The organism is Saccharopolyspora griseoalba, from assembly GCF_042665275.1.
In the GTDB taxonomy this organism is placed as follows: domain Bacteria; phylum Actinomycetota; class Actinomycetes; order Mycobacteriales; family Pseudonocardiaceae; genus Saccharopolyspora; species Saccharopolyspora griseoalba.
Genome location: NZ_JBHTCJ010000001.1, coordinates 248,626 through 268,055, shown reverse-complemented (window position 1 = coordinate 268,055; position 19,430 = coordinate 248,626). Strand labels below are relative to the sequence as shown.

Here is a 19,430-nt window from a genome sequence, read left to right as displayed (position 1 = left end):
CGCGGCGAGCACTACCTGCGCAGGGCGAGAACCGGGATGGTGCGCCGCCCCTCGGCCTTCTCCTCGTACTCGGCGAAGCCCGGGTAGCGGCGCGCCTGCTCGGCGTAGACCCGGTCGCGCTCGTATCCGGTGAGCTCGGTGACCCGCACGTCGTAGGCCTCGTCGCCGACTTCCACGCGAGCCCGCCCCGCGGCGACGAGGTTGTGGTACCAGTCCGGGTTGGTCGGCGCGCCCGCCTTGGAGGCGAACACGTAGATGGTTCCCGGGTCGTCCCCGGGCAGGTACATCATCGGGTTGACCCGCTCCACCCCGCTCTTGCGCCCGACGTGGTGCACCAGCACCATCGGCGCGCCCTCGAACGGGCCGCCGACCCGCCCGCCGTTGGCGCGGAACTCCTCGACGACCTTGTCGTTCCACTCGGACATGCGCACCTCCACTGGATCGTCCTCCGACGATTCTCGGCGCGCGCCGCCGAGCGGGCCAGTTGCCCGAATGGTCCCTTGTGGACTTCTGCTCGTCCTTCGGAGGAGGCAGATCTCGGTTAGGCTGCCCCCGCTCGGATCCGAACTCGCAGGGAATGGGCGCACACCATGTCCGACATCGCCGAAAGGCTCGGGGTCTCCGACGCCGCCGCGCGCCGCGACCGCATCTCCGAGGTCCTCGTCGACGCCTTCGCCGAGCTGATGGACCGCAGCCCGGCGGCCTTCCGCACCAAGTTCCGCAAGATGGCGGCCTCGCCGTTCGCCTTCTACCGCGGCAGCGCATGCCTGTTCTACGCCGACGTCGTCCGGCTCGACGACCCGTGGGCCGACGAGCGCACCAGCCGCGTGTGGATCCAGGGCGACCTGCACGCGCAGAACTTCGGCACCTACATGAACGGCTCCGGCGTGCTGGTCTTCGACGTCAACGACTTCGACGAGGCCTACCTCGGGCACTTCACCTGGGACCTGCAGCGCTTCGCCGCGAGCCTGGCCCTGCTGGGCTGGTCCAAGGCGCTGCCGGACGCCGACATCGTCTCGTTCGTCCGGCACGCAGCGACGTCGTACCTGGACCAGGTGCGGCACTTCGCCGAGCGCGCCGACGACTCCGAGTACTCCCTGCGGCTGAACAACACCACGGGCACCATCCACGACCTGCTGCAGCGCACCCGCCTGCAGAGCCGCACCGAGATGCTGCACCGGATGACCGAGTCCGAGGGCTACGAGCAGCGGATGCGTCGCGGCGGCAACATCCGCCAGCTCGACGCCGACGAGCGGGCCCGGGTCGAGGAGGCCTTCGAGCGCTACCTGGAGACGATCCCGCAGGACGTGCGGATGCCCGACGTCGCCTACACGATCAAGGACATCGTGGGATCGAGCGGTTTCGGCATCGGCAGTGCCGGGTTGCCCGCCTACAACATCCTCATCGAGGGCCCGACCGAGGCGCTGGAGAACGACATCGTCCTGTCGATGAAGCAGGGCAACGTCGCCGCGCCCTCCCGGGTGGTCACCGACGCCCGGATCCACGACCACTTCCTGCACCACGGCCACCGCACCGCGCTGTCCCAGCGCGCGCTGCAGGCGCACACCGATCCCCTGCTGGGCTACACCGAGCTGGGCGGTGTCGGTTACCTGGTCTCCGAGCTCTCGCCCTACGAGTCCGACCTCGACTGGGACGACCTGACCGAGCCCACCGACATCCTGCCGGTGGTGGACTACCTGGGCCGCGCCATGGCCAAGATCCACTGCGTTTCGGACGCCCAGTCGGACACCCAGCTGGTCACCTTCCAGGTGGAGGAGGCGATCGCGAGCGCGACCAGCGGCCGCGAGCAGGAGTTCGTCGACTGGCTGACCGAGTTCGCGCTGTCCTACGCCGACGTGGTCCGCGACGACTACAGGCTGTTCGTGGACGCCTTCCGCAACGGCGAGATCGGCAACGTCACCGCGACCGCGCGCTGATCACCAGATCCAGCGGGTGGCCGCGGCGACCTCCTCGGCGGTCGCCTCGCGGCAGCGCTCGGCCTCGCCGCGGCGGACGGTGCAGATGGCGTCGTGCAGCTCGGGGCCGAGCGCCTCGGCGAGCACCCGGGAACCCGCGAGCGCCTCGGCGGCCTCGTCGGCGCTCGCGGGCAGCCGCGCGGCCGAGGAGTCCGGGTCGAGCGCGGGATCCCCGGTGATCTCCTCGGGCAACCGCAGCGATTCGCCGACGCCCGCGAGCCCGGCGGCGACGACCGCGCCCACCACGAGGTAGGGGTTGGAGGTGGCGTCGAAGCACTTCACCTCGGCGTTGGCCGCCCAGGGCTCCGTCCCGGCGGTTCCGGTGATCAGCCGCAGCGCCGCCTCCCGGGTCTCGCGACCCCAGACCTGCCAGATGCCCGCCCAGCGGGAGGGCCCGAGCCGCAGGAAGCTCGCCGGGTTGCCCGCGCCGATGGCCACCAAGGCGGGCAGTTCGCGCAGGATCCCGGCCAGGAAGGCCTCGCCCTCGGCGCGCAGGCCGTGCCGCCCCGGACCGCCGGCGAGCAGGTTGCCGCGCTCGTCGTGGGCAGAGATGTGCAGGTGGCCGCCGGATCCGGGGCCGCCGGGGACCAAGCAGGGCGCGAAGCTGGCCCGCCAGCCGTGCCGCCGCGCGAGCGCTCGCGCGGTGTGGCGCACCAGCACCGCGTCGTCGGCCGCGCCGACCGGATCGCTCGGCGCCACCGACAGCTCGACCTGCCCGGCGGCGTACTCGGGGTGGAACTGCACGACCTCCAGCCCCTGCTCCCCCAGCGCCGCCACCAGGTCGCGCCCGTGGTCGGCGAGCCCTTCCAGGCGCAGCTGCCCGTAACCGGGTCCGGGGATCACCGGCGCGAACCGCTCGGTACCGACCTCGGCCAGCACCCACTCGTGCTCGAAGGCCGCCGAGATGCGCAGCCCCGCGACCGCGGCCGCGCGCGCCTGCGCGGCGGCGAAGGCGCGCTGGCAGGCGACGAAGCGCGAACCGTCCTGGACGAACTTGTCGGCGGGAGCCCAGGCCCAGCCGGGCATCGCGGCCAGCGGTGCGATCCGGGAGACGTCGGGCACCAGCCGCAGGTCGCCGTCCGGCCCGCCGAGGTGGGTGCCGCGCAGCATGACGTCGTCGAAGGTGAAGGTCTCGAAGCACGGCGAGGCGCCGATGCCGTGGCGCGCGGCGTCGGAAAGCCGGGTCAGCGGCACGGTTTTCACCCGAACGATGCCCGCGTTGTCCACGAAGGACAGCTCGACCAGCTCCACCCCGCGCGCCCGCAACCGCGCCGACGCGGCGGCCAGCCAGGCGGGCTCGGGCGCCGGGATCCGATCACCGCTCATGCACCCACGGTAGTCGCCCCGGTGCCCCGACCGCAGCGGTTCTCAGCGCGAGGTGCTGCGGTAGCTCCGAACTCGGACGATCTCGGCGGTCTTGGCCGCTCCGGCGAAGTGCAGCACGTGGCAGAAGTCCTCCTGCGCACCGTCGGCGGCGATGACCGAGCCGTCGACGGCGGCCATCCGGCCGTGCGTCAGCACCGCCTCGAAGGTCAGCTCGTCGGCCTCGGGCAGTCCCGCGCCCCAGACGCGCACCGCGTCCGCGCCGACCAGCTCGACGTCGCCGACCAACGACCAGCGGACGTCGTCGGCCAGCGGTGCGACCACGGCGTCCGCGTCCCGCTCGGCCAGGCCGATCACCAGGTCGCGCAGGACCACCTTGCGCGGAGCGTTCCCGCAGTCGGGCACCCCTCGAACAACAACCATGCCAGGACCCCAGCCTCGGTCGACCCGCGGAGCGCGAACTCCCACCGCGGGTCGCGGTGGGAGTTCGCCGGCGGGTGCGGTCAGTTGTGCTGCTGGGCCAGCAGCTGCTCGAACGGGACCGGCTCCTCGAACGCGTCCTCGCGCGCCGGGACCGGCCGGTCGTCGACCAGCGCGGCGAGCTCGCCGCCCGCGCGCTCCACGCGGTCGGCCAGCGTGGCGTCCCCGCCGGTGGCCCAGTCCTCCGAGGCGGCGTACACCGAGGTCGGCACGACCACCGCGCGCAGGTAGCTGAACAGCGGCCGCAGCGCGTGCTCCAGGGCCAGCGAGTGCCTGGCCGAGCCGCCGGTCGCGCCGATCAGCACCGGCTTGCCGCTGAGGTCGTCGGCCTCGAACAGGTCGAAGAACGACTTGAACAGCCCGCTGTAGGACGCCTGGAAGATCGGCGAGACCACGATCAGCCCGTCGGCGCCGCGCACCGCGTCGAGGGCCTCGTCGAGAGCCGGGCTAGGGAAGCCGGTCACGAAGTGGTTGGCGATGTCCTTGGCGTGCTCGCGCAGCTCGACCACCCGCGCGTTCGCCTCCAGTCCGCGCTGCGCCGCGGCGGCCAGCCGGTCGGCCAGCATCCGGGTCGACGAGGGGTTGCTCAACCCCGCGGAGATGACGACGAGTTCCCTCATTCGGCGGCCTCCGAGCTCTCGGCCCGCTGCTTGTCGGCCAGCAGGCTCTGGTGGGTGGGTGCGTCGGGGACGTGGGCCGGCTTGAGCTTGGCGAACTCCTCGCGGAGCACCGGCACGACCTCCTCGCCGAGCAGGTCCATCTGCTCCAGCACGGTCTTGAGCGGCAGACCGGCGTGGTCCATCAGGAACAGCTGGCGCTGGTAGTCGCCGACGTTCTCGCGGAAGCCCAGCGTGCGGTCGATGACCTGCTGCGGGCTGCCCACGGTCAGCGGGGTCGCGGAGCTGAACTCCTCCAGCGACGGGCCGCCGCCGTAGACCGGGGCGTTGTCGAAGTACGGCCGGAACTCGCGCACGGCGTCCTGCGAGTTCTTGCGCATGAACACCTGTCCGCCGAGGCCGACGATGGCCTGGTCGGCCTTGCCGTGGCCGTAGTGCTCGTAGCGCTGCCGGTAGAGCCGGACCATCCGCTTGGTGTGCTCGGCGGGCCAGAAGATGTTGTTGTGGAAGAAGCCGTCGCCGTAGTACGCGGCCTGCTCGGCGATCTCCGGCGAGCGGATGGAGCCGTGCCAGACGAACGGCGGCACGCCGTCCAGCGGTCGCGGGGTCGCGGTGAACGACTGCAGCGGGGTGCGGAACTTGCCCTCCCAGTCCACGACGTCCTCGCGCCACAGCCGGTGCAGCAGCGCGTAGTTCTCCACCGCCAGCGGGATGCCCTGGCGGATGTCCTGGCCGAACCACGGGTAGACGGGGCCGGTGTTGCCGCGGCCCATCATCAGGTCGACCCGCCCACCGGCCAGGTGCTGCAGCATCGCGAAGTCCTCGGCGATCTTCACCGGGTCGTTCGTGGTGATCAGCGTCGTGGAGGTGGACAGGATGATGCGCTCGGTCTGCGCGGCGACGTAGCCGAGCATGGTCGTCGGCGAGGAGGCCACGAACGGAGGGTTGTGGTGCTCGCCGGTGGCGAAGACGTCGAGGCCGACCTCCTCGGCCTTCTTGGCGATGCGCACCATCGCCTGGATGCGCTCGGCCTCCGAGGGGGTGCGCCCGTTGGTCGGATCAGTCGTGACGTCGCTGACCGAGAAAACCCCGAACTGCATGTGAACTCCCTGCTGACACGACCCCGAGCCCGGTATTTCGAGGTTCAACTACTTCCACGAACGATTCTGCACCGGGAGGCATTCCCGGTACATCCCACCACTGCCCCGGAGCGAGCTAACTCACACCTGCTCCCGGGGAGTCGACCCAACTCGCCGGTGGCGTGCGGGCCGGGGAAGCGTCGGTGCGGCTGCGTAAGATCCGGGCCGTGACCTCCCCCGACCTCGTCACCGAGCGAGCCGAACCCGTCGACGTGCTGCGGCGGGTGTTCGGCTACGACTCCTTCCGCGGCAGCCAGCAGGAGATCGTCGAGCACGTCGTCGGCGGTGGCGACGCCCTGGTGCTCATGCCCACCGGCGGCGGGAAGTCGCTGTGCTACCAGATCCCCTCCCTGGTCCGTCCCGGTGCGGGAGTGGTGGTCTCCCCGCTGATCGCGCTGATGCAGGACCAGGTCGACGCCCTGGAGGAGCTGGGCGTGCGCGCCGGCTTCCTCAACTCGACCCAGAACCAGCAGCAGCGGGTCGAGACCGAGCGGGCGTTCCTCGCCGGCGAGCTCGACCTGCTCTACCTCGCCCCGGAGCGGCTGCGGCTGCAGGGCACGCTGGAGCTGCTGGACCGCGGCGAGGTCTCGGTGTTCGCCATCGACGAGGCGCACTGCGTGGCGCAGTGGGGTCACGACTTCCGGCCCGACTACCTGGAGCTGTCGGTGCTGCACCGGCGCTACCCGAGCACCCCGCGGATCGCCCTGACGGCCACCGCCACCCCGGCCACCCGCCGGGAGATCGCCGAACGGCTGCAGCTCGACGATGCGCGCCACTTCGTCGCCGACTTCGACCGGCCGAACATCCAGTACCGGATCGCGCCGAAGAACGACCCGCGCAAGCAGCTGCTCAAGCTGCTGCAGGAGGAGCACCCCGGCGAATCGGGCATCGTCTACCGGCTCTCCCGGGCCGAGGTGGAGCGCACCGCCGAGTTCCTCGCCTCCAACGGCGTCGACGCGCTGCCCTACCACGCGGGGCTGGACAAGCAGACCCGCGCGCACCACCAGTCCCGCTTCCTGCGCGAGGAGGGTCTGGTCATGGTGGCGACCATCGCCTTCGGCATGGGCATCGACAAGCCCGACGTGCGCTTCGTGGCGCACCTGGACCTGCCCAAGTCCATCGAGGGCTACTACCAGGAGACCGGCCGCGCGGGCCGCGACGGGCTGCCCTCGACCGCCTGGATGGCCTACGGCCTGCAGGACGTCGTGCAGCAGCGCAAGCTGATCGACAACTCCGAGGGCGACGAGGCGCACCGCCGGACGCTGGGCAAGCACCTGGACTCGATGCTCGCCCTGTGCGAGACCGTCGAGTGCCGCCGCAGCAGGCTGCTGGCCTACTTCGGCCAGGACGCCCCCGAACCGTGCGGCAACTGCGACACCTGCCTGAGCCCGCCGGAGTCCTGGGACGGCACGGTCGCGGCGCAGAAGCTGCTGTCGACGGTGGTGCGGTTGCAGCGCGAGCGGAACCAGAAGTTCGGCGCCGGGCAGATCATCGACGTCCTGCGCGGCAAGAAGACCCCGAAGGTCGAGCAGTTCCGGCACGCCGAGCTCAGCGTGTTCGGCGTGGGCTCCGATCTCAGCGACAACGAGTGGCGCGGGGTCATCCGGCAGCTGCTCGCCCAGGGGCTGCTGGCCGTCGAGGGCGACTACGGCACGCTCGTGCTCACCGAGGACAGCGGCGAGGTGCTGCGGCGCGAGGACCCGCGGCAGGTGCGCCTGCGCACCGAGCCGAAGCGCACTCCGCAGGCCAAGGCGAAGGCCGCGGACGCCAAGCGTGCTCCGCAGGACATGCCCGAGGAAGCCGAACCGGTGTTCCAGAAGCTGCGCGCCTGGCGCATGGAGACCGCGCGCGAGGAGGGCAAGGCGCCGTTCATCATCTTCCACGACGCCACGCTGCGCCAGATCGCGACGGTCCGCCCCTCGACGCTCGACGAGCTGGCCTCCATCAGCGGCGTCGGCGAGGGCAAGCTCAACCGCTACGGCCAGGCGGTCCTGGCCGCGCTGGCCGCGCCCGAGGAGGAGTGACCGCCAAAGGTCCCGAGCAGGACGAGCTCCTCGCCGCTCGACGACACCCCGGTCCCGCCGATCGCGGATTCGACCTGGTCGGGCGCCGGTCACCGGCACGACGTCCTCGCCCTGCGCGGCGGTCCCCCGCCGCGCAGGGCGCCGATCCCAGGCCCGCTGCCCCGCCGGAGGCATCTACGCCCGGGAGGAGCTCGACCTGCTGCGGGTCATCAGAACCCGTCGGCGTCGACGACCTGACCGATCGGCTCCCCCGCGAGCGCAACTCGCAACGGGGTTCGCTCGTTGATCACCGCGGTTAGACTGGTCACCCGCACGTCCACGCACCGCAGGAAGCGAAATCCATGAGCATCGACACGACGGTCGCGCACAACGCGCGGGTCTGGAACTACTGGCTCAACGGCAAGGACCACTACGCGGTGGACCGCCAGGTCGGCGAGCACGTGATCAGCATGTTCCCGTCGATCGCCGAGGTCGCGCAGGCCGATCGCGCCTTCCTGCGGCGCGCGGTGCGCCACCTCGCCGGCGGAGCGGGCATCGACCAGTTCCTGGACATCGGCACCGGCCTGCCCACCGCCGACAACACCCACCAGGTCGCGCAGCAGGTCAACCCGCAGGCAAAGATCGTCTACGTGGACAACGACCCGCTGGTGCTCACCCACGCCCGCGCGCTGCTGACCAGCACTCGCGAGGGCAAGACCGACTACATCGAAGCGGACGCGCACAACCCGGCCGACATCCTCGCGGCGGCCGGGCGCACGATCGACTTCGAACGACCGGTCGGGGTCATGCTGCTCGGGGTGCTGAACTTCATCGTCGACACCGAGCGCGCCGCCGCCACGGTCGAGGCGCTGGTCGAGGCGGTCCCCAGCGGCAGCTACGTGGCGATCAGCCACCCGACCACCGAGCTCGGCGGCGAGGCCAACCGCGAGGCCATGGCGTTCTGGAACGAGAACGCCACTCCCCCGATCACGGCTCGCTCCGGCGAGGACGTCGAAGCCTTCGTCACCGACCTCGACCTGGAGGTCCTGGAACCCGGGCTGGTCTCCTGCCCGGACTGGCGCCCGGACATCGCGGGCGGCAAGCCCAGCGACATCCCCCAGTACGCGATCGTCGCCCGCAAGACCTGAGCTCTACCGGCGCCGGCGCTTGCCGCCGAAGCTGAAGCGCCCGGGGCCCGGAGTGTCGATCGTGGTGCGCCCGCTGGTCATGTTCCGGCTGAAGCGCCCGAGCTTGAAACCCCAGGACCGGACGCGCCCGTTGTGCGTGTCGAGGTAGATCGGCCCCAGCCGAACGCGCTTGTGCAGCTCGAAACCCAAAGGACACCTCCAGGGACTCCAACGACCCGACGAGAACCACACAATCACAACTCGCACCGCGAACGCCACGAGCCGAGAGCACGCGACCGCGGCCCCGAAATCCGCTCAATCGCGCGATCGCTCGTGCCGCGCGCAGTTCGGTCGGCGGCCGCGGACCGAACTGCGCGGCGGCGCCGCCGAGAGCGCGGCCGACCGAACGAGCGCAACTCCGCGTCGCGCAGCACCTTCCAGGTCGTGACGCGGACCCGCCCGGCCGTTCCGCAGCGGAACGCCGCCAGGTCGCGACACCTCGGAACGGCGTCCCCGCCGTTCCGCCCGATCACGCACCGAACGGGATGAATGCGCGGTCCTGGAATAACGAACCGATCCCCCGAGGGGAAATTCGCGGAGCAGTCGCCGCGTTCGCGACCGTTGCGCGCGCTAACCCCTCGCGGCCCGCGACCAGCTAGCACGCCCAGTGCGGGGAAAACATCCGCGAGCCACCCCGACCCCGCTGCTGGAGATCGAGGATCGGCACCTCTCGCGATATTCGACCACGGCGGACGAGTTCACCGCCGCGCTGCGGGAAATGGGCTACGAGATGCGCGCCTGGAACGAGGAGGAGTGGGTTCCGACCGGAGCGGTCGACGCGGCTCGACGCAACTACCTGTTCACCTCGGAGCCCACCACCCGGCGGTGAACGCGTCGGACCTGGGCCGAGGGGGTGGGGCCGGGTGGCGTTCCGGTACCTTGCCTACTGCTGGGTAGGGAGGTCAGGCGATGTACCGGTGGGCCGGTCGGGTTGCTCGGGTCGTGGCGCGCAAGCTCCGCGACGGGGCGGCGATCACCGCTGACACGCACGAGGGGCGGCGGTTCGGCGCGTTCGGGCCCGGCTCGGCACTGGCGTTCCCGCAGGGAACGCTGACCGGGCTGGACCGGATCAAGGTCGGGTCCGGGTGCATCGTCAACGAGCACACCGTGCTCTCCGCCGGGCTGCCCGGGGCGGATCTCGGCAGCGGCGCGCCGATGATCGAGATCGGCGACCGCTGCGTGCTGGGTCGCAACGCCGAGATCCTGGCGATGCACTCGGTGGTGCTCGGCGAGGACGTGTGGACCGCCAGCCGCGTGACGATCGTCGATCACCACCACCGCCACGATCTCACCGACGTCCCGGTCGCGGCCCAGTGGCCGCTGCACGTGCAGGCCGTCACCGTGGGCTCGGGAACGGTGATCAGCACCGGAGCCGTGGTCCTCGCCGGGGCGCACATCGGCGAGAACTCGATGGTCGCCTCCGGCGCGCAGGTGCGGGCCGGGATCTACCCGCCGAACAGCGTGCTCGCCGGCGTGCCCGCGCGCGTGATCCGCACGCACGCGCCCCAGCGCGAGGCCCTGTAGGCCGCTGGCGAGCGCGGCGCGGCGCGCTCCTCGACCGGCTCCTAGGTCGACAGCAGCTCCAGGGCGATCACCTGCACCTCGCCGACCGCGAAGCCGAGCAGGGCGCCGGTGGCGATGAGCAGCCACTCCTCCTGGCGGAACGCGGGGCGCAGCAGCTCCTCGAACTCCTCCGGTTCGAGTTCCCGCATCCGGGTGGTCAGGGTGTTGCGGATGTCCATGGCGTCGGCGGCGTAGTTCTCCACGTAGCTCATGGTGTCCGGCAGCTTGGTCATCAACATCTCGGCGATGCGCTGCTTGAGGTCCTGGTAGCGCCGACCGCCGACGGCGAAGACGACCAGCGGCTTGGCGATGCTGGTTCGTCGGGTGAGCTCCTCGTCGACCTTGCGGGTCACCAGCGCCAGCACCTTGTCCGACAGCGGACCGCGCAGCACCGCTTCGATGACGTTGCGCGGGGTGACGATCTCCTTGGCGATCAGCTCGGCGTAGGCGGCGGCGACCTCCTTGCGCCGCCTGAGGAAGAGCCCCTGCCACTCGATGCCGAAGTAGCGCTTCGGCTCCAGCGGGCGGAAGATCATCTTCAGCGCGAGCCAGTCGGTGAACCAGCCGGTGAACAGGCCGAACATCGGCATCAGGATCGGCGCCTTGAACACCACCCAGGCGGACATCTGCACCAGTCCGATGAGGAAGCCGAACGCCGCACCGGAACGCCGGATGAACTGGAACTCCTTGTCCCCGGCTTCCAGGAAGATCCGGTTGAGCAGCTCCTTGTCCCGCACCAGGGAGGTCACGACCATCGTCTTGAGGTCGAAGACGTTGTCCACATCGGACTTGATCTCGTCGAGGATGTCGGCGAGCATCCGCGGCGCGTCGTCCTGCACGCGACGGACCATCGCCCGGCGCACCGAGGTCGGCGTCGCCTCCCACAGCCCCGGCTGGTAGGTGGTGGCGACCTCCTCGACGATCTCGTCGATCGTCTGCCGCAGCGGCCCCTCCACCTCGGCGACCAGGCGTTCCGGGTCCAGGCGCTCGATGACCTCCCTGGGGCTGAGCAGCTGCTGGGTCAGGGTGTCGCAGGCGATCCCAGCCATCTTCGCGGCGTGCTTGGGCACCACGCCCTGCCAGCCGAGGTAGGGCTTCTTGAAGCCCTTGAACTCCAGCGGGGCGAACATCATCTTGATGGCCAGGACCTTGGTTACGTAGCCGATGAGCGCCGCCACGAACGGAATCGAGAGGTAGAGCATCCAGTTCTGGCCGAAGTCCTGGAGAATCGCTCCCATCCTCGTCCCCTCCCCGAATCGCCCCCGTGGCAACGCTCCTACGCCGCGTGACCCTACCCCTGCTACTCAGCGTTGATGTCGGTGCCGGGGTCCGGCAGCGCAGCGGGATCGCACCGCTTCCAGAACCGAGCGCCCAGGTCGGATATCCGGACGCTGCGCCGGACGATCCGGGCGGATTTGGCGCTCTGCAACGCCTCCCGCACCCGCGATTCGGTCTGCAGGATCTCGTACTGGTCGTCGAGCCCTTCCAGCGCGGCCCCGATCTCGATCAGCCCCAGGGTCTGCAGCCGCGCGAGGTAGTTCGGCACCTCCTCGTGCAGCGCCGTGCCGACGGCGCGGCCGACGGTCGAGCCGTTGCGCAGCACGAAGCGGCTGGTGCCGGTGATCCCCGAGCGCTCCGCCACATGCACCACCGGGTAAGCGGCGCCGTCGCTCAACCCGGCCAGGATGCGGGCCTCGTCGGGGACGATCAGCCGCAGGATGCTCGCGTAGAGGTATTCCCGGGCGTCCTCGCGACGGCTGGTGGCCGAGCGGAAGAGCAGCTCGGACATCGTCTCCCGCAGGGTGTCCGGGACGGCCGGGAGGTCGGAGGCGGTCTGCTCGGCCGGTTCCTCGTCGGCCTGCTCGTGCCTGCGCTCGCGCTCGTCGACCGAGTCGACCCATTGCCGGACGCCGGAGGCCACCGCCTTCTCCACGCCGTGCACCTGGCGCTCCAACTCGGCACCGCCGGGGAGCTCGCGCACGATCCCCATTCCGGTGCCGGCCAGGTCCTTGCCCGCCCGCGCCGCCCAGCCCAGCAGCCCTCCGACGATGTTCGACGCGGAGGGCCGGTGCTGCTCCTCCGCGTCGACCGCCGCGCTCAGCTCGATCTCCCCTGCCACGAGAACGGTCCCCCTCGACTTCCCACCACCCGCTGACCCGGGCTCGCCCGATGCGGATCAGCGGTGTGCGGAGTATCGCCGAAGAAGGGCCCCGCTGACCAGACCGTTCGCATCACGGAACGGTCTTGGCGCGCTCGCGGAGGACGTTCTTCTGCAGCTTGCCGGTGGAGGTCTTGGGCAGCTCGCCGAACACGACCCGCTTGGGCACCTTGAACCCCGCGATGCGCTCGCGCACGAACGCGACGAGCTCGGCTTCGTCGAGGGACGCCGACTCCCGCAGGGCCACGTAGGCGACCGGCACCTCGCCCCACTTGTCGTGCGGGGCTGCCACGACCGCGGCCTCCAGGACGTCCTCGTGCGCGGTGATCGCGTTCTCCACCTCCACCGAGGTGATGTTCTCCCCGCCGGAGATGATCACGTCCTTGATCCGGTCGCGCAGCTCCACGTAGCCGTCGGGATGGCGCACGCCGAGGTCACCGGTGCGGAACCAGCCGTCGAGGGTGGCCGACTCGGTGGCCTGCTCGTCCCGGTAGTAGCCGAGCATCACGTTGTTGCCGCGCAGCAGGATCTCGCCGGGGGTCCGCGCGTCGGCGGGCACGTCCGCGCCGCTCGCCGGGTCGACCACGCGCACCGGCTCGGCGACGACGTTGGCGATGCCCTGACGTGCGATCAGGCTGGCGCGCTGCCGCAGGTCGGCGGGCCATTCCGGCTGCGGTTCGCACACCGCCGCGGGGCCGAAGGTCTCGGTCAGGCCGTAGAGGTGCCGCACGTCGATGCCCAGCTCGCCCATGCGCGCGAGCAGCGCGGGCCACGGGGGCGCGCCGCCGGAGAACACCCGCAGCGCGCGGCCCGGGTCGGCGGCGTCGGGGTGCTCGGCGAGCGCGGTCAGCACGGTCGGCGCACCGCAGAAGTGCGTGATGCCGTCCTCGGCGATGGCCCGCCAGATCTCGGCCGGGTCGACCTTGCGCAGGCAGTGGTGCGCCCCGCCGGCCGCGGTGACCGCCCAGGGGAAGCACCAGCCGTTGCAGTGGAACATCGGCAGCGTCCACAGGTAGCGCGCGGCGGTGTCGAGCTCGGCGTGGAAGGCCATCGCCAGCGCCTGCAAGTAGGCGCCGCGGTGGTGGTACATCACGCCCTTGGGCCTGCCGGTGGTGCCCGAGGTGTAGTTGATCGACAGCAGCGAGCGCTCGTCGGCGACCTCCACGCGGTGCGGCTCGGCGCCGTCGACCAGCGCGTCGTACTCGACGGAGTCGATCACCGGGACGGGTGCTGCCATCGCCTCGTCGAGCACCCCGCGGTGCTCGGAGTCGACCAGCACGAGCCCGGCCTCGCTGTGCTGGAGGATGTAGCCGATCTCGCCGGGCGCCAGACGCGTGTTGAGCGCGACCAGCACCGCCCCGGCCAGCGGCACGCCGTAGTGCGCCTCCAGCAGCAGGTGCGTGTTCGGCGCGAGCACCGCGACCCGGTCACCGGGCCGCACGCCCCGCTCGCGCAGCAGCCCGGCCAGGCGCTGCGCCCGGTCCCACAGCCGCTCGTAGGTCCAGGTCTCGCCGCCGTCGACGACAGCGGGCCGATCGGCGAAGACCGCCGCCGCCCGCTCCAGGAACGAAACCGGTGTCAGCTCCCGAAACGCGATCCCGCTCAAGGCACGCCTCCGTCCACCCGACGCTGGGTCGCCGGCAGCCTAACCACTCGAACAAGCCCTCCCGGAGATTTCGCCGCCCGGGCGGGCCGCGGCTCGGCTCAGCCCTTCACGCAGACGACCTGCTTGAGGTGGGCGACGACCTCGACCAGGTCGGACTGCGCCCGGACGACCTCGTCGACGTCCTTGTACGCCGAGGGGATCTCGTCGACCACGGCGGCGTCCTTGCGGCACTCCACGCCCGCGGTCTGGGCGGCCAGGTCCCGCGCGGTGAAGGTCTTCTTCGCCCTGCGGCGCGACATGCGCCGACCCGCGCCGTGCGAGGCGGACTCGAAGGACGCCGGGTTCCCCACGCCGCGCACGATGTAGGAACCGGTGCCCATGCTGCCGGGGATGATGCCCAGCTCCCCCGCGCCAGCGCGGATCGCGCCCTTGCGGGTGACCAGCAGCTCCCGCCCGTCGTGGGTCTCCTCGGCGACGTAGTTGTGGTGGCACGAGATCGGCTCTTCGAACGACGCCTGCGGCAGCTCCTCGGCCACCGCCGAGCGCACCAGAGCCACCATCGTCGCCCGGTTGCGGGCGGCGTACTCCTGGGCCCAGAACAGGTCGCGCCGGTAGGCGACCATCTCGGGCGTTCCGGCCACGAACACCGCGAGGTCGGGGTCGGGCAGGTCGGCGTTGTGCGGCAGCCCGCGGGCCAGGTCGATGTGCCGCTTGGCCAGCTCGTTGCCGATCCCCCGCGAGCCGGAGTGCAGCATCAGCCACACCCGCCCCTCGTCGGGACCGCCCCGCTCCAGGCACACCTCGATGAAGTGGTTGCCGCCGCCGAGGCTGCCGAGCTGGTGCTGCGCCCGCTCCCGCAGCGGTTGGACACCGGGGTGCAGCTCGGAGAACCGCGCCCAGAAGGCGTCCCAGCCGCCGGTCCCGGGCACTCGTTCCGGGTCCACCGGGTTGCGGTGCATCGCGAAGCCCACCGGCACCGCGGCTTCGATCCGGCGCCGCAACCGCCCCAGGTCCTCGGGCAGGTCGGCGGCGGTCAGCGAGGTGCGCACCGCGCTCATCCCGCAGCCGATGTCCACCCCCACCGCGGCCGGCGAGACCGCCTCGCGCATGGCCAGCACGCTGCCGACCGTCGCGCCCTTGCCGTAGTGCACGTCGGGCATCACGGCCACGCCGTGGATCCACGGCAGGTTCGCCGCGTTGCGCAGCTGCCCCATCGCGTCGGCCTCGATCGAGCCCGGGTCGGCCCACATCCGGATCGGCACCCGGCCGCCCTCGACGGTGCGCATGTCCCCACTCCACCCGCTCGTGCTCGACGCCCTGCGGAGGCCGGCCGCAGCAACCTCGCCCCCGCAACCGGATTATCCGCGCTCCAGCGGTGAGATCCCAGGTCAGCCGAAGAACCCGCCGGATTTGCCGTTGCGGTCGGCGATGAGCCCGGCCAGCGTCGCGATCGCGATCTCCGGCGGCGTCTTCGAGCCGATGTCCAGGCCGATCGGGCGGTGCACCCGCTCGATGTCGCGCTCGGGGACCTCCAGCGCGCGCAGCGCGGCGACGTGCGGCCCCTCGTGGCGGGGGTTGCCCATGATGCCGACCCAGCGGACCTCGCGGGCCAGGACGTCGCGCACCACCGTTCCGAGCTCCTCGCGGTGGTGGTCGGTGAGCACCACGTCCACGCCCGGGCCGAGCTCGGGCACCGAGGTCACCGCGCCGCGCTCGGCGGCGCGCCGGGCGTCCGGGTCGATCAGGATCGTGGCGTAGCCGAGGTCGCGGCCGTAGCGCAGCAGGTGCTCGGCCACCGGGGAGGCGAACACCGCGGCCAGCACCTTCTCCCCGCTGTCCACCGGAACCTCGACATCACCGTGCGCGATCGCGCACGCAACATCCTCAGCCATGGGCTCAGCATGCCACGCGCGCGATCGGCGCCCCAACGGCTACAGCCTGGTCGCGGTGGCCAGCCAGGCGGGGACGTCGACCAGCTCGCCCTCGCCGACGCCGAAGGCCTCGGCGTGCTCGCCGCGCGCCACGCCCCGGTAGCTGCTCGGCACGACCCGTTCGAGCCGCCACCCCTCGGCGAACGCCGCGGCGAAGGCCGACTCGGGCACCACAGGCCCCAGCGCGGGTTCGACGTCGGCCAGCGCGAGCACGTGCACCCGCGCCCCGCGCTTGCACGCGCCGTGCAGGGCGCGGGCGTAGCGCCGCTGGTCGTCGGCGTCGAAGACGTGGAACAGCGCGCTGTCCACGACCGTGTCGTAGGGCCCCGCGGGCGGGGCCATCGCGTCGCCCACCTCGAAGCGCGCCTCCACGCCGCGCTCGGCGGCGTTGGCCTCGGCGAGTTCGATCGCGCGCGGGACCGCGTCCAGCCCCAGCACGGCGTACCCCCGCTCGGCCAGCAGGATCGTGTGCTCGCCGGTCCCGCAACCGGGATCGAGCACCGCCCCGCTGATCTCCCCCGCCGCCTCCAGCTCGACCACCGCGGGTTGCGGCTCGCCGATCACCCAAGGTGGCGTCCCACCTGCGTAGATCTCCGCGAATACCGAGCGCTCCACTGACGTTGCCATGAGTGCTGCCCCTTCCGATGAGCACCGATGCGATCAGCTTGCGACTTCGAGCGCGCTCGAGGTCAACGCCCGCCGACGGCCCGCCCGAAGGTGATGCGCACCACGTCCGGATCCGCTGGGAATTACAGCTATGCCGCTTATGTTGGTTGATAGCAGCAGGCTCAACTAGATGGCGGCGATGGACAGCAACACCGTCGCGAGGAGGTTAGAGATGGCGACGTTCTTCGGACCGGTCGGTGGACCGTTCGACGAGTACTTCGCGCGCTTCTTCGGTGCCGACGACTCCGCGTCCGGCTCGCGTCGGGTGGACATCACCGAGCTGCTGACCGAGCAGGCCCAGCAGCTCGTGGCCGGCGCCGCGCAGTTCGCGCGCGACCGCGGCCAGGACGGCCTGGACGCGCTGCACCTGCTGTGGGCGGCGACCAAGCAGGACCCGACCCGCTCCCAGCTGCAGCAGGTGGGCGTGGACCCGGAGGCCTTCAGCAAGGAGGTCGAGTCGAACCTGCCCGCTTCCAGCGGCGGTCAGGGCCGGGACGACTCGGTGGCGCTGACGCTCGCCGCGCGCACCGTGCTCGCCGACGCGCACCGGATCGCCCGGGCGCTGGGCTCCACCTACATCGGCCCGCAGCACGTGCTGTTCGCGCTGTCGGCCAACCCCGAGACCGACAGCGGTCGGCTGCTGGGCTCCGCGGGCGCGGGCCCGGAGGCGCTGCGCGACGCCAGCCAGCGCCCGCAGCAGGCGCAGCAGGCCGCGGCCGACTCCGCCGACAGCGAGACCCCGACCCTGGACACCTACGGCCGCGACCTCACCGAGCTGGCCCGCGAGGGCAAGCTGGACCCGGTGATCGGCCGCACCGACGAGATCGAGCAGACCGTCGAGATCCTCTCCCGGCGCACCAAGAACAACCCGGTGCTCATCGGCGAGGCCGGCGTCGGCAAGACCGCCGTCGTCGAGGGCCTGGCCCAGCGGGTGATCTCGGGCGAGGTTCCCGCGGTGCTCAACGACAAGCGGATCGTCCAGCTGGACCTGTCCGGCATGCTGGCCGGCACCCGCTACCGGGGCGACTTCGAGGAGCGCCTGACCAAGGTGATCGACGAGATCGCCGAGCACACCGACGAGCTGATCGTGTTCATCGACGAGGTGCACACGGTGGTCGGCGCCGGCGGCGCCGAGGGCGCCATGGACGCGGGCAACATCCTCAAGCCCCGGCTGGCGCGCGGTGAGCTGCACGTGGTCGGCGCGACCACGCTGGAGGAGTACCGCAAGAACATCGAGAAGGACCCGGCGCTGGAACGCCGCTTCCAACCGGTGCAGGTGCCCGAGCCGAGCGTGGCCGACACCATCACCATCCTGCAGGGGCTGCAGGGGCAGTACGAGCAGCACCACGACGTGCGCTACACGGCCGAGGCCGTCGAGGCCGCGGCCAAGCTCTCCGATCAGTACGTCAACGACCGGTTCCTGCCGGACAAGGCCATCGACCTCATCGACCAGGCGGGCGCGCGCAAGCGCCTGAACTCCGGGGCGTCGGACTCCAAGCAGATCCGCGAGCGCGTGCAGCGGCTCGAGGAGCTCAAGAACGAGGCCGTCTCCCAGGAGGACTACGAGCGCGCCTCGGCGCTGCGCGACGAGATCTCGGCCGCGCAGGCCGAGCTGGGCGACGAGGCCGAGGGCTCGCTGCAGGTCACCGCGGCCGACATCGCCGAGGTGATCTCGCGGGCGACCGGCATCCCGGTGTCGCGGCTGACCGAGGCCGAGAAGGCCCGCCTGCAGCACCTGGAGTCCGAGCTGCACCAGCGGGTGATCGGCCAGGACGACGCGGTGCGGGCGCTGTCCCGCGCGGTGCGCCGCTCGCGCAGCGGTCTGGGCGAGCCGGGCAAGCCGGTGGGCAGCTTCCTGTTCCTGGGGCCGACCGGCGTCGGCAAGACCGAGCTGGCCAAGGCCCTGGCGGAATCGCTGTTCGGCGACGAGCAGCGGATGATCCGGCTGGACATGAGCGAGTTCCAGGAGCGGCACACCGCCAGCAGGCTGGTCGGGGCGCCCCCGGGCTACGTCGGCCACGGCGAGGCCGGTGAGCTGACCGAGTCGGTGCGGCGCAACCCGTACTCGGTGGTGCTGCTCGACGAGATCGAGAAGGCTCATCCGGACGTGTTCAACACGCTGCTGCAGGTCCTCGACGACGGCAGGCTCACCGACGGGCAGGGGCGCACGGTGGACTTCAGCAACACCGTGCTGATCATGACCTCGAACCTGGGTTCGGAGGTCGTCTCCAGCGCGGGCGGCCGGATCGGCTTCACCGCGGGCAGCCCGACGCAGGGCCTGGAGGAGCGGATCATGCCCAAGCTCAAGGAGGCCTTCCGCCCCGAGTTCCTCAACCGGATCAACGAGACCGTGGTCTTCCGGCGGCTGGACGGCGAGCAGCTGCACGCCATCACCCGGATGCTGCTGGAGCGCACCACCGAGCGGCTGCGCGAGATGGGCGTCGAGGTCGTCTTCGACGACGACGCCGTGTCCTGGATCGCCGAGCGCGGCTACCAGCCCGAGTTCGGCGCCCGGCCGCTGCGGCGGGCCATCGAGCGCGAGGTCGACGACCGGATCAGCGATCTGATCCTCGACGGCCGGCTCGGCGAGGGCGCCCGGCTGCGGGTCGGCACCGCCGACGGTGCCCTGGACCTGCGGGTGGACGCCCCGGCCGCGGTCTGACCGCTCCGAGCGAAGGGGCGGGCACCCACCCGGGTGCCCGCCCGTTTCGCGCTACTCGACGGTCTTCTTCCATTCCAAGGCGCTGACCTGGTTCGATCCGGCTCCCGGCTTGCCGCGCA

At 71.5% G+C, this 19,430-nt stretch carries 18 protein-coding genes; 6 read left to right on the top strand and 12 right to left on the bottom strand.

Annotated elements, in window-relative coordinates; genetic code table 11:
* Positions 1–11: 11 nt before the first annotated feature.
* On the bottom strand, positions 12–425 hold the full coding sequence (locus ACFQRI_RS01260; RefSeq protein WP_380663177.1) for a nitroreductase family deazaflavin-dependent oxidoreductase: 414 nt from the start codon (positions 423–425) through the stop codon (positions 12–14).
* 165 nt (positions 426–590) lie between these two features.
* Here ACFQRI_RS01260 and ACFQRI_RS01255 point away from each other — a divergent pair, with 165 nt between their 5' ends.
* Positions 591–1,937 (top strand): DUF2252 domain-containing protein, encoded by a 1,347-nt coding sequence (locus ACFQRI_RS01255; RefSeq protein WP_380663174.1) that lies wholly within the window; start codon positions 591–593, stop codon positions 1,935–1,937.
* On the opposite strand, the gene ACFQRI_RS01250 is transcribed toward ACFQRI_RS01255, so the two are convergent.
* From ACFQRI_RS01250 to ACFQRI_RS01235, 4 genes are all read right to left on the bottom strand, one after another.
* Entirely contained in the window at positions 1,938–3,302 is a 1,365-nt protein-coding gene (locus tag ACFQRI_RS01250; protein WP_380663171.1) for a type I glutamate--ammonia ligase, read from the bottom strand.
* A gap of 42 nt (positions 3,303–3,344) precedes the next feature.
* Positions 3,345–3,722, bottom strand: coding sequence for a nuclear transport factor 2-like protein (locus ACFQRI_RS01245; protein ID WP_380663168.1), 378 nt, complete (start codon positions 3,720–3,722; stop codon positions 3,345–3,347).
* Between the two features lie 80 nt (positions 3,723–3,802).
* On the bottom strand, positions 3,803–4,399 hold the full coding sequence (locus tag ACFQRI_RS01240) for an FMN reductase (RefSeq protein ID WP_380663165.1): 597 nt from the start codon (positions 4,397–4,399) through the stop codon (positions 3,803–3,805).
* Positions 4,396–5,496, bottom strand: coding sequence for an LLM class flavin-dependent oxidoreductase (locus ACFQRI_RS01235; protein ID WP_380663162.1), 1,101 nt, complete (start codon positions 5,494–5,496; stop codon positions 4,396–4,398). The genes ACFQRI_RS01240 and ACFQRI_RS01235 overlap by 4 nt, the downstream gene beginning before the upstream one ends.
* A gap of 206 nt (positions 5,497–5,702) precedes the next feature.
* On the opposite strand from ACFQRI_RS01235, the gene recQ reads away from it, so the two are divergent.
* Together recQ and ACFQRI_RS01225 are read left to right on the top strand one after the other, a co-directional pair.
* A complete protein-coding gene (gene recQ, locus ACFQRI_RS01230; protein WP_380663158.1) occupies positions 5,703–7,559 on the top strand; it encodes a DNA helicase RecQ in 1,857 nt (618 codons plus the stop codon).
* A gap of 341 nt (positions 7,560–7,900) precedes the next feature.
* The gene (locus ACFQRI_RS01225; RefSeq protein WP_380663155.1) at positions 7,901–8,686 is read left to right on the top strand and encodes an SAM-dependent methyltransferase; all 786 of its coding nucleotides are present in this window, start codon (positions 7,901–7,903) and stop codon (positions 8,684–8,686) included.
* A 3-nt stretch (positions 8,687–8,689) separates the two neighbouring features.
* On the opposite strand, the gene ACFQRI_RS01220 is transcribed toward ACFQRI_RS01225, so the two are convergent.
* Positions 8,690–8,875, bottom strand: coding sequence for a DUF4236 domain-containing protein (locus ACFQRI_RS01220; protein WP_380663152.1), 186 nt, complete (start codon positions 8,873–8,875; stop codon positions 8,690–8,692).
* A 457-nt stretch (positions 8,876–9,332) separates the two neighbouring features.
* Between ACFQRI_RS01220 and ACFQRI_RS01215 the strand changes: the two genes are divergently transcribed.
* Both ACFQRI_RS01215 and ACFQRI_RS01210 read left to right on the top strand, forming a co-directional pair.
* Positions 9,333–9,554, top strand: a complete 222-nt coding sequence (locus ACFQRI_RS01215; RefSeq protein ID WP_380663149.1) for a hypothetical protein — start codon at positions 9,333–9,335, stop codon at positions 9,552–9,554.
* Positions 9,555–9,667: 113 nt separating this feature from the next.
* Positions 9,668–10,249, top strand: coding sequence for an acyltransferase (locus tag ACFQRI_RS01210; protein ID WP_380663146.1), 582 nt, complete (start codon positions 9,668–9,670; stop codon positions 10,247–10,249).
* 41 nt (positions 10,250–10,290) lie between these two features.
* Here the strand turns inward: ACFQRI_RS01210 and ACFQRI_RS01205 are convergent, their stop codons facing one another.
* From ACFQRI_RS01205 to ACFQRI_RS01180, 6 genes are all read right to left on the bottom strand, one after another.
* Entirely contained in the window at positions 10,291–11,526 is a 1,236-nt protein-coding gene (locus ACFQRI_RS01205; protein WP_380663144.1) for a DUF445 domain-containing protein, read from the bottom strand.
* A gap of 62 nt (positions 11,527–11,588) precedes the next feature.
* Positions 11,589–12,407, bottom strand: coding sequence for an Abi-alpha family protein (locus ACFQRI_RS01200; protein WP_380663142.1), 819 nt, complete (start codon positions 12,405–12,407; stop codon positions 11,589–11,591).
* A gap of 112 nt (positions 12,408–12,519) precedes the next feature.
* Entirely contained in the window at positions 12,520–14,052 is a 1,533-nt protein-coding gene (locus tag ACFQRI_RS01195) for an AMP-binding protein (protein WP_380663139.1), read from the bottom strand.
* Positions 14,053–14,150: 98 nt separating this feature from the next.
* Positions 14,151–15,338, bottom strand: coding sequence for an RtcB family protein (locus ACFQRI_RS01190; RefSeq protein WP_380663136.1), 1,188 nt, complete (start codon positions 15,336–15,338; stop codon positions 14,151–14,153).
* Between the two features lie 102 nt (positions 15,339–15,440).
* Positions 15,441–15,944 (bottom strand): XdhC family protein, encoded by a 504-nt coding sequence (locus tag ACFQRI_RS01185; RefSeq protein WP_380663134.1) that lies wholly within the window; start codon positions 15,942–15,944, stop codon positions 15,441–15,443.
* A 39-nt stretch (positions 15,945–15,983) separates the two neighbouring features.
* Positions 15,984–16,610 (bottom strand): class I SAM-dependent methyltransferase, encoded by a 627-nt coding sequence (locus ACFQRI_RS01180; RefSeq protein WP_380663131.1) that lies wholly within the window; start codon positions 16,608–16,610, stop codon positions 15,984–15,986.
* Between the two features lie 211 nt (positions 16,611–16,821).
* Between ACFQRI_RS01180 and ACFQRI_RS01175 the strand changes: the two genes are divergently transcribed.
* Entirely contained in the window at positions 16,822–19,311 is a 2,490-nt protein-coding gene (locus ACFQRI_RS01175) for an ATP-dependent Clp protease ATP-binding subunit (RefSeq protein WP_380663128.1), read from the top strand.
* The last annotated feature ends 119 nt before the right edge of the window (positions 19,312–19,430 follow it).